This window comes from Actinomadura sp. CNU-125 (assembly GCF_001942465.1).
Lineage (GTDB): Bacteria > Actinomycetota > Actinomycetes > Streptosporangiales > Streptosporangiaceae > Spirillospora.
Map to the genome: position 1 here is coordinate 1 of NZ_MKJY01000253.1, position 8131 is coordinate 8131.

The following is an 8131-nucleotide window of genomic DNA, read 5'->3' on the forward strand; positions in this document are numbered from 1 at the left end:
CCGGGAAGGAGGGCGGTTCGGCGCCTGTGCAGGAGGGCTCGGCGCCCGTGAAGGGCGGCTCGGCGCCTGGGAGGGATGGTTCGGCGCCCGGGAAGGAGGGCGGTTCGGCGCCTGTGCAGGGTGGTTCGGCGCCTGCGAGGCATGGTTCGGGGTCGTCGGGGAGCGGTTCGCGCGAGCCGTCACCGGTGCGTCCGTCGTCGTCCTCGGGGGGATCGTCGTCTGGGGATTCGAGTACGTCGTCTTCGTCCTCGCCGGTCGGTGCGCCTCCGTTGCCCCGGTGGTCGGACGGGGGCGGCTTCGAGGTGCAGGTGGACATCCGCCGCCCGGCGTCGCCGCCCGCGCAGTCGTCCTTCACCGGAACCGGACACCGTGTCGGTGACGGGGAGACGTCTGGTCGGCCTGTGGACGGGCCCGGCGGCGTGCAGGGTCCCGATACGCAGACCACGCAGCTCACGCTGGACTTTGTCCCGGCCGAACCGGATGTCGCGTTGGTCGGGCCGTCGTATGAGGCTCCTCCCAACGCGGGTGTCACGGGTGTGACCGTCCAGGTTCAGGAGGCGCATCTTCCGGAGCCGCCCACGAGGCCGTTCGAGGGGCCCGGGCGGACGTTGGACGGGGGTGTCGTGCCCGCTCGTCGGGAGCCGACGGTCCCGATTGATGGGTTGCCGCAGGACCTGCCCGGGCGGACCCATGTCTGGCATGACGGCCAGGTCGTTCAGGTGGGGCCGGGTGGGCTGGAGGACGGCACGTTCATCGTGCATCCGGGTGTGCGGAACTTCGAGCTGACGGACGGCACCGTCAGGGTGTCGGTCGGGGTGCAGCGGACGACCGACGATCCCACCGCGAGCACCGGGGATGGTCAGCGGTCGCCGTTCGAGGGGCCCGGGCGGCGTGCGGGTGATGGCGAGCCGGCCGGCCTGGTGACGCCGGGGTCGCCGCCGCCGCGTGATCTGCCGGATGCCCCCGAGTCTCCGCCGCCGGAACCCGCCCGCGTCGAGTACGGCCAGCCCGTCACGTTCACCTTCGGTGACGACGCGACCGCCCCCACGCCCCCGGCGGAGGCGACGGTCGGCGGCCGTCCGGTGGGCGGCGCGGAGCCACCCGCCCGCGCGACACCGGCCGACCGCGCGGGTCAGGCCGCCCACGACCGGGCGGGGGCGGGGGACCGGGGGCCGTTGGAGTCCCCGCCCGAGCGGCGGCCGGATCGGACGTCGTCGAGTTCGGCCACGACTCAGAAGCCGGGACGCGGCGGCGACACCGTCGCGCCGAAGGGGGCGGGTTCCTCGACCCCGACGCCCAGCGGACAGACGGGCGGCGGAGGCGCCGGCCACCGCCCTGGCGGGAGCACGGTGGAACTCCAGCCGGTTCAGCAGCAGACTCCGCCGCCGCGTTCCGGGAGACCGACCATCCGGGTGGACGTCGGCCTTCCAGAGCCGGCTCCCGCCATCGCTCGTCCGATCAACCGCGCCCAGCCCGGGGAGTCGGCCTTCACCGGTCAGGGCCGGACGATCGGCGACACGCAGAAGCCCGCACCCCAGGGCACCGAGACGGCGGGCAAGGCACCGTCGACGAAGCCGAAGGCGCCCGCGTCGTCCACGACCACGCCCGCGCCGGAGGAAGCACCCGCGTCGCCGCAGTCGACCACGGGCCAGACGACCCCCGCACCACCGACGGCGCCCGCGCAGAGTTCGGCGGGCGGCACCACGCCCGCGCCCGTGACCGGACGGCCCGCGGAGGCGGCGCCGCCCGCCTCCACGGAACGGACCGAGACGCCCGGCAGCGGTCGCAGCCGATGGATCCGGCTCGCGAGGCCGCCCTGAACCGTGACCTGCTGGCGAACGCCGCGGAGGCGGCGAAGGATCGGCGGCTCGCTCTCTGGGCGGCTTACGACCAGGCGCAGGACGATCACGCGGCCGGAATCGAATCCTCGAACACCGGCGCCCGGGTCGACGATCTCGCCGCACGCGTGCAGATCGCGGCCTTCGAAGAGGATCGCGCCAAGGCCGAGGCCGCCGCCGCGGCGGACGGAACCCCGCCCGTGCAGCCGCCGCCTCCCGACGATCCCGCCGTCTGGCTCGCCGGTGACTTCGATCCCCGGGCCGGGACACTGGTGATGGACGACGGACGGCCGCGTGACGCCGCGGACACGCGCCGTTGGATCGGCCGCAACACCGGCTACGAGCCGGGGGACCCGGTGAACCTGCTCATTCCGGGCGCCGCGTCGAACCCCCGAGCGATCGCATCGTTCGCCGAGGATCTGGCCACCGGCCTCGGCGGACCGGTGACGATCGTCACCGACCCGGCGACGGGCGCGGGGACCGCGATCCGGCCGCGCCCCGAGCGTCCCAGGCCGAACCCCCGTCGAGTCCGCCCACGCCGCCGGAACGTCCCGCATCGCCGACCGTCCCGGAGTTCACCCCGGCCGTCGAGCCGCCGCAGCGACCGGCGGCGCCATTGCCGGCCTCGGAGGGGGCGTTGCCGCGGGCCGGGTCGCCGGAGCCGTCCGGGGGGCCACGCGGCACGACTTCGACCGACCCGGCCGCTCCCGCGCCGGGCACCGCCCCGTCGCCCCTTCCCGCGCGGACGGGAGGCGGAGGGCACGGGTCGGCGGTTCACGCCGCGCACGCCCGCCACGACGGAGCATCCGCAGGCCGCCACACCGGAACTCGCCCACTACTTCCGGCAGCAGGAGGACGCGGACGCGGCGTGGCAGGCGTGGGCCGGTTACACGGCGGATCTGGAGGCCGCCCTCGCGGCCCAGGCGTCCGGCACGGGCGGCCCCTACATCGACGCCGAAGTGAACGCCCTCGTGGACATGGTGGCCGAGGCCGAGATCGACGCCCGGATGGCGGACATCAGCGCCGCCATCGCGGCGGAGGACGCCACGGAAGCGCAGATCAGGCGCCATGGGCCCGGCCACACCGTCGCCAGTCCGGGCACGCCCCCGGCGGAGGCGCCTCCGAACGGCGGTGTCCTCGTCGTCCACGGCGAACTGGACGCAGGAGCCGGGACGCTGACCGTGGACGGCCGTCCGCTCGACCTGGACGAGACGGTCACGTGGATCACCGGGAACCCGGCGTACTCGCCCGGGATGCCGGTGTCGCTGGTGACGCCGGGGGCGGGGACGCTGTCGGCCGAGGAGGAGCCGTCCTTCGTCGACGACCTCGCCGGGCTGCTCGGCGCGGACGTGCTGGTCGTCGATCCGGTGACCGGCGAGGGCGTCCTGCACGTGCCGCCCGCGCCACCGGAGCCCGACCCGATCGAGCCCGCCTCGGTGCCGTTGCCTCCGTCGGTGGTTTCGTCGGAGCCCGATCCGGTCGAGCCCGCCTCGGTGCCGTTGCCTCCGTCGGTGGTTTCGTCGGAGCCGAGTGGGGTGTCGGTGCCGTTGCCTCCGTCCGTGGCCTCGTCGGAGCCGGAGCGGGTGGAGACGCCGCCGCGGGTGGCGACGCGCCTGCGGCGGAGCCGCCGGTGGAGGCTCCGCCGGCGCGGCGGCCGCCGTGGTACGTCGACGTCGACGCGATGGGCGAGGCGACGATCGAAAGGGTCGACCGGTGGACCGCGGGGGAGATCCGGGACTGGACCGGCCAGATCGGGAACGCGGTCGGACGGCACCGGGACGGCCCGCGGCTGGACGCCGGCATCCGGAACCTCGTGGGCGGGGTGCTCGCCAATGAGGCGACCGCTGAGGCGGACATCGCGAAATGGCAGGACCTCTTCCAGAACGGACGGACGGCCGTGGTGGACGGCCACCTCGTCTGGGTCCGTCCGGTCCTGCAGGACGCGAGTCTGGGGACGCAGCCGACCGGCGACATTCGCAAGTTCAAGGTCTCCTTCGCCTCGATGATGTCCGGCGGCAAGACGGGCGGTGACACCACGCACGGGATCGACGGGCTGCTCCTGACGTTCTTCGGTGTCGGCACGGGTGCGGCGGCGACGCTGATCTCCGGGCTTCCGGCGTTCACGGCGAGCTCGTCGACGAAGGCCGAGCACGCCGGTGACCGGGCGCTCATCGCGGGCCGCAAGCTCTTCGTGGCGAACAACACCCGGTTCGACTCCGGCATGGCCGTCAAGGTGTTCGTGGACGGCGTGGAGCGGCCGAACGACGTGCGGTTGCCGCAGCGGTTCGCCGTCGACTTCCCCGAGCCCCCTCGACCGCCGCGAACGAACCGCGTCCGCTCGCCGCGACCGCGGCGCCCCCGGCGGCGGCCGCGCCGGCCGGTGCGGGGGGCGTGCAGCGGCCGTCGCCGGCGACCGAGGTGATCAACGCGGTCAACACCATCCCCGCCGTGGCCGACCTGCAGCGGCAGCTGCTGGCGGCCGGGCTGCCGCCCGCCGCGGTCAAGGAGGTGATGGACGAGATCGGGGGGCATCTCAGCGAGAAGTCGGTGCGCAACCGGAGCCGGCTGGTGCTCGGCAACGGGGTGCCGACCGCGAAGGTGTCGATGGCGGCGGGGCCGGTCAGGCGGTTCAACGGGCATTTCGCGATCAGTGCGCAGGTCGAGAGCCTGCAATACATCGGCGACACGACGATGGCGATCCGCGAGGACTCCGGCGGCGGTGTGACGTCCAAGCCGACGAAGGAGGGCAAGAGCAAGGCATCCGTCGGCTATGCCGTCACCTACTACGGCAACAACGAGCAGGACGCGCACCCCGACGCGCATCACCCGGCGGACGGCGACCGGGGGCTGTTCCGCGGCGGCCTGTCGGTGCCGTTCTCCCGGTCGGCCGGGCACGGGCTCGCCGAGCAGGCGCTCGGGCACACGGTGCTGAACCGCGGTGGTGAGCAGTCGAGGTACCGGGTGGGGCTGCGCTTCAACGTCGACACGCGTTCGACGTCGCACAACGTGCCGCCGACCAGCGTGGTCGTCGAGGCGGAGGTCAGTGTCCCGCGGGCCGAGGCCGCCGGGTTCGAGGAGAACCTGACCGGCGCCGTGCAGACACCGAGCCTGCGACCCGGGGCGGGGACGGGCGCGGGCGGGGCCGGGCCGCGGGTGCCGGGCCCGCGGGTGCCGGTGCTGGCGCGGCCGCAGGGCGCGATGCCGTCCGAGGCGGCGTACCGGCGGCCGACCGTGCTCGACCGGCCGGTCGCCGTCGATCCCGCCCATCACGAGCCGTTGCCGCTGGCGGCGCGGCGGGGCATCGGGTTCGGCATGCAGAGCCTGCTGCCGGGGGCCGAGCTCGTCCACCAGCAGATCCGCGCCGTCATGGCGGACCGGCACGGGGAGCTGTCGGGTGGGCGTCCGGCCGACTGGGCGCAGGCCGACCTCGACCTGTCCACCTGGTTCAGCCGTCCCGCGCTCGAAGCCGACCTGCCCGCCGTCATGGCCGGGATCGACCGCACCATCACGCTGGGCGGACGCCGGTACAACGTCTCCGTGCAGGGGTTCGTCGGCGAACGGATCGGCGGCGACGGCTACGAGATGACCGTCAACGGGCGGGCGATGATGGCGGCCGGGAGCTCCGGGCACCGCAACACCGAGATCGGCGTGCAGTTGAGCGGGGGCGGCGGCGTCCGGCTGGGGCGGCTCCCGTACATGCGGTTCATCCTCGGCGCCTGGAGCTTCCAGGGCGAGTACGCCCACACGGTCAAGAACGAGTTCGGCGGGACGGCGAAGTCGTACCGGCGCACCGAGACCACCGGGATGGTGGACGAGCACAACTACAACGTCGTCTACGAGATCACCGTGCGCCCGGAGGGCGAGCGGGCCACGACGTGGTGGATCGACCGGCCCGGGGACGTCACCGGGCGGGTCGTCGTCCCGCGGGAGCACCGGCCCGCGCGGCCGTACACCCCTCAGGAGCTGCAGAACGCGGGCGACGCGGTGACCGTTCCGCGGTTGCCGAGCCGTGAGACCGTCAACTTCACGGGGGCGGGGACATCGGGCGTGTACCCGGCGTTCACGGTGATACCGGAACTGCCGCGCACGGCCGCCGAGATGTACGCGCGGGCCAACGACCTGCCCCGAAGCTGGGTCGACGACCCTTCGAACTGGCCGCCCGCGATCCGGAACATGACGCGGCCGGACCAGCTCGCGGCGTTCTTCTCCAGCCTCGCCGGGAGCACGGGCCGGACCGAGTCCCTGCCGCCGACCCGGGACGGGCGCAAGCAGGCGTTCACGATCAAGGTGCACGCGCAGCGGCCACGGCACGTGGGTGCGAGCGAGACGGAGATCGAGCAGTACGCGCAGGGGCAGCGGACCCACAAGCACGGCACCGAGCACAAGGTGAAGGGGGCGCACACGTTCACCGCCGGTCCGCAGTTCATGCTCGGGTCGGAGGCGGACGGGCATTCGAGCGCCCCGGAGGGGTCGCCGTCCGGCGGGGAGCACCACGGGCCCGGCGGCCGGGTCCAGCTGGTGGTCGGGAGCAACGTCTCCGCCGAGCGCAAGACGGAGACGGCCGACCTGCACGGGAACATCGACATCACGCGCGCGACCTACGGCGGCACCGCGCACACGTTCCAGACCGACCCCGTTTTCGAGATCACGCTGCACCAGTGGAAGGGGAGCAGGCGGAACCGGCAGACCCGGTTCGTGCAGGTGACGGACGGGATGCAGATGATGGTCCCGCAACGGCGGATGCACGACCTGGGGCTGAGTGCGCCCGGCGTGACCCCGCCCGAGCCGGCCGCGCCGACGCGTCACGTCCCGCCGGGCATGATCGCGGGCTCGTCCTATCCGGAGACCCTGAACGCCGGGGGACTCGTGCCGCGCATCATGGACTGGCTCCGGGAGCAGGGCGTCGTCCGCGGTTACTTCCCCGGCGGCAACCGGCCGAACATGTTCACGCGGGAGATCGAGGCGGCGTTCTCGCCCGAGGCGCTGCGCAACCAGCACGGCGCCCTGCTCGGCTCCGGCGTCCAGCGCTGGATCCCGATCCCGCAGCCGTTCGGCGGGACGCGGTACGTGTGGATCAGGGTGTCGGCGAACCTCGGCGCCGCGACCGGCCAGCTCCCGCGGCCCGAGGTGAAGCTGACGCTGCGCGGCGAGGGGCAGACCGAGCACCACCGGTCCGTCGGCACCGCGTTCAAGTACGGCGGGACGTTCGAGATCCGCGGCCGCGGCGACGGTTACGGGTCCGACGGCGTCCACCGGCACGGCGGCATGGAGATCAAGGGCGAGGCGGCCGGGGAGGCGACCCAGGGCAAGGAGGTGCACGACCGCAAGCTCGACATCCATCGGGCCGGAACCCGGGAGGGCTCCATCGAGTTCCACCACCCCCTCCGGTTCCAGGTCGAGATGGGCGTCAGCACCGAGCCGCCCGAACTACTGAACGTGCCCGTGCGCGGCATCCGCGAGACCGTCATCGGCACCGGACGCCTGCTGGGCGGCAACGACCCCCGTGCCGGCGACCGCTGGTACACGCGCCGTCCCTTCATCTCGCACACGGTCATCGAGCCCGACGCCCCCAACGCGGTGACGGGCGACATCCGGCTCCTGGTCCCCGGGCACGTCGCGACGCTGGACGCCCCCGCCGCCCCGGCACCCGCGTTCGGCGGCACCCCCAGGTGGACGCCCGGCCGTCCCGCGACCGGACACGTCGGCCCGGCGGAGCGGGCCCTTGCCGAGAACCTGCACCCGTGGGGCGTCCCGTTCGCCTCCGCCGTCGAGCGCTGGGCCGCACTGCCCGCGTCCCCCTACCGGCGCCCGACCGGCCCCGCACTCGCGGAGCCCGGGGCGTGGCACGTCCCCGGCCTGGACTTCACCACCGTCGCCGGGCAGCGGTACATGCACTTCACGAGCCCCGAGCTCATCCGTCCGTACATCGGGGACCTGCTGCACAACCGGTACACGATCCCCGTCGGTTCGCGGAACGTCACCGCCGGCATCGAGATCACCGCCGCGCGTCCCGTCGGCCCGGCCGAGGACCCCCGGTTCAAGGGACGGGTGTACGCGCAGGAGAGCCAGGCCGACAAGGCCAAGTCGGGCCACTCCCGGGACTTCAAGCTCGTGGTCGGCCCCGAGGGCGGCGGCGAGGCCGGGGAAACGACGACGCAGGGGATCGGCGGCTACGAGTACGGCCGCGACCGGGCCGGGGAGACCGACGGCGAACTCGGCATGACCGACGAGGCCAACCAGGAGGCCACCCGCAACTACCGGCACTTCGTGTTCGACGTCGACGTCATCCTGCA

Annotated in this window: 4 protein-coding genes; 3 read left to right on the forward strand and 1 reads right to left on the reverse strand. The window is 73.9% G+C overall.

What is annotated here, in order from left to right; all coding sequences use genetic code 11:
• Positions 1-379 (forward strand): hypothetical protein (locus tag BJF79_RS61800; RefSeq protein WP_262402637.1); only part of this gene is annotated, 379 nt, incomplete at its 5' end.
• 1116 nt (positions 380-1495) lie between these two features.
• Here the strand turns inward: BJF79_RS61800 and BJF79_RS55885 are convergent.
• Positions 1496-1909 (reverse strand): hypothetical protein, encoded by a 414-nt coding sequence (locus tag BJF79_RS55885; protein WP_158079303.1) that lies wholly within the window; start codon positions 1907-1909, stop codon positions 1496-1498.
• Between the two features lie 1559 nt (positions 1910-3468).
• Here BJF79_RS55885 and BJF79_RS55890 point away from each other — a divergent pair.
• Positions 3469-4260, forward strand: a complete 792-nt coding sequence (locus BJF79_RS55890; RefSeq protein WP_075901525.1) for a hypothetical protein — start codon at positions 3469-3471, stop codon at positions 4258-4260.
• Positions 4230-8131 (forward strand): hypothetical protein (locus tag BJF79_RS26930; RefSeq protein ID WP_262402638.1); only part of this gene is annotated, 3902 nt, incomplete at its 3' end. The genes BJF79_RS55890 and BJF79_RS26930, both read left to right, overlap by 31 nt.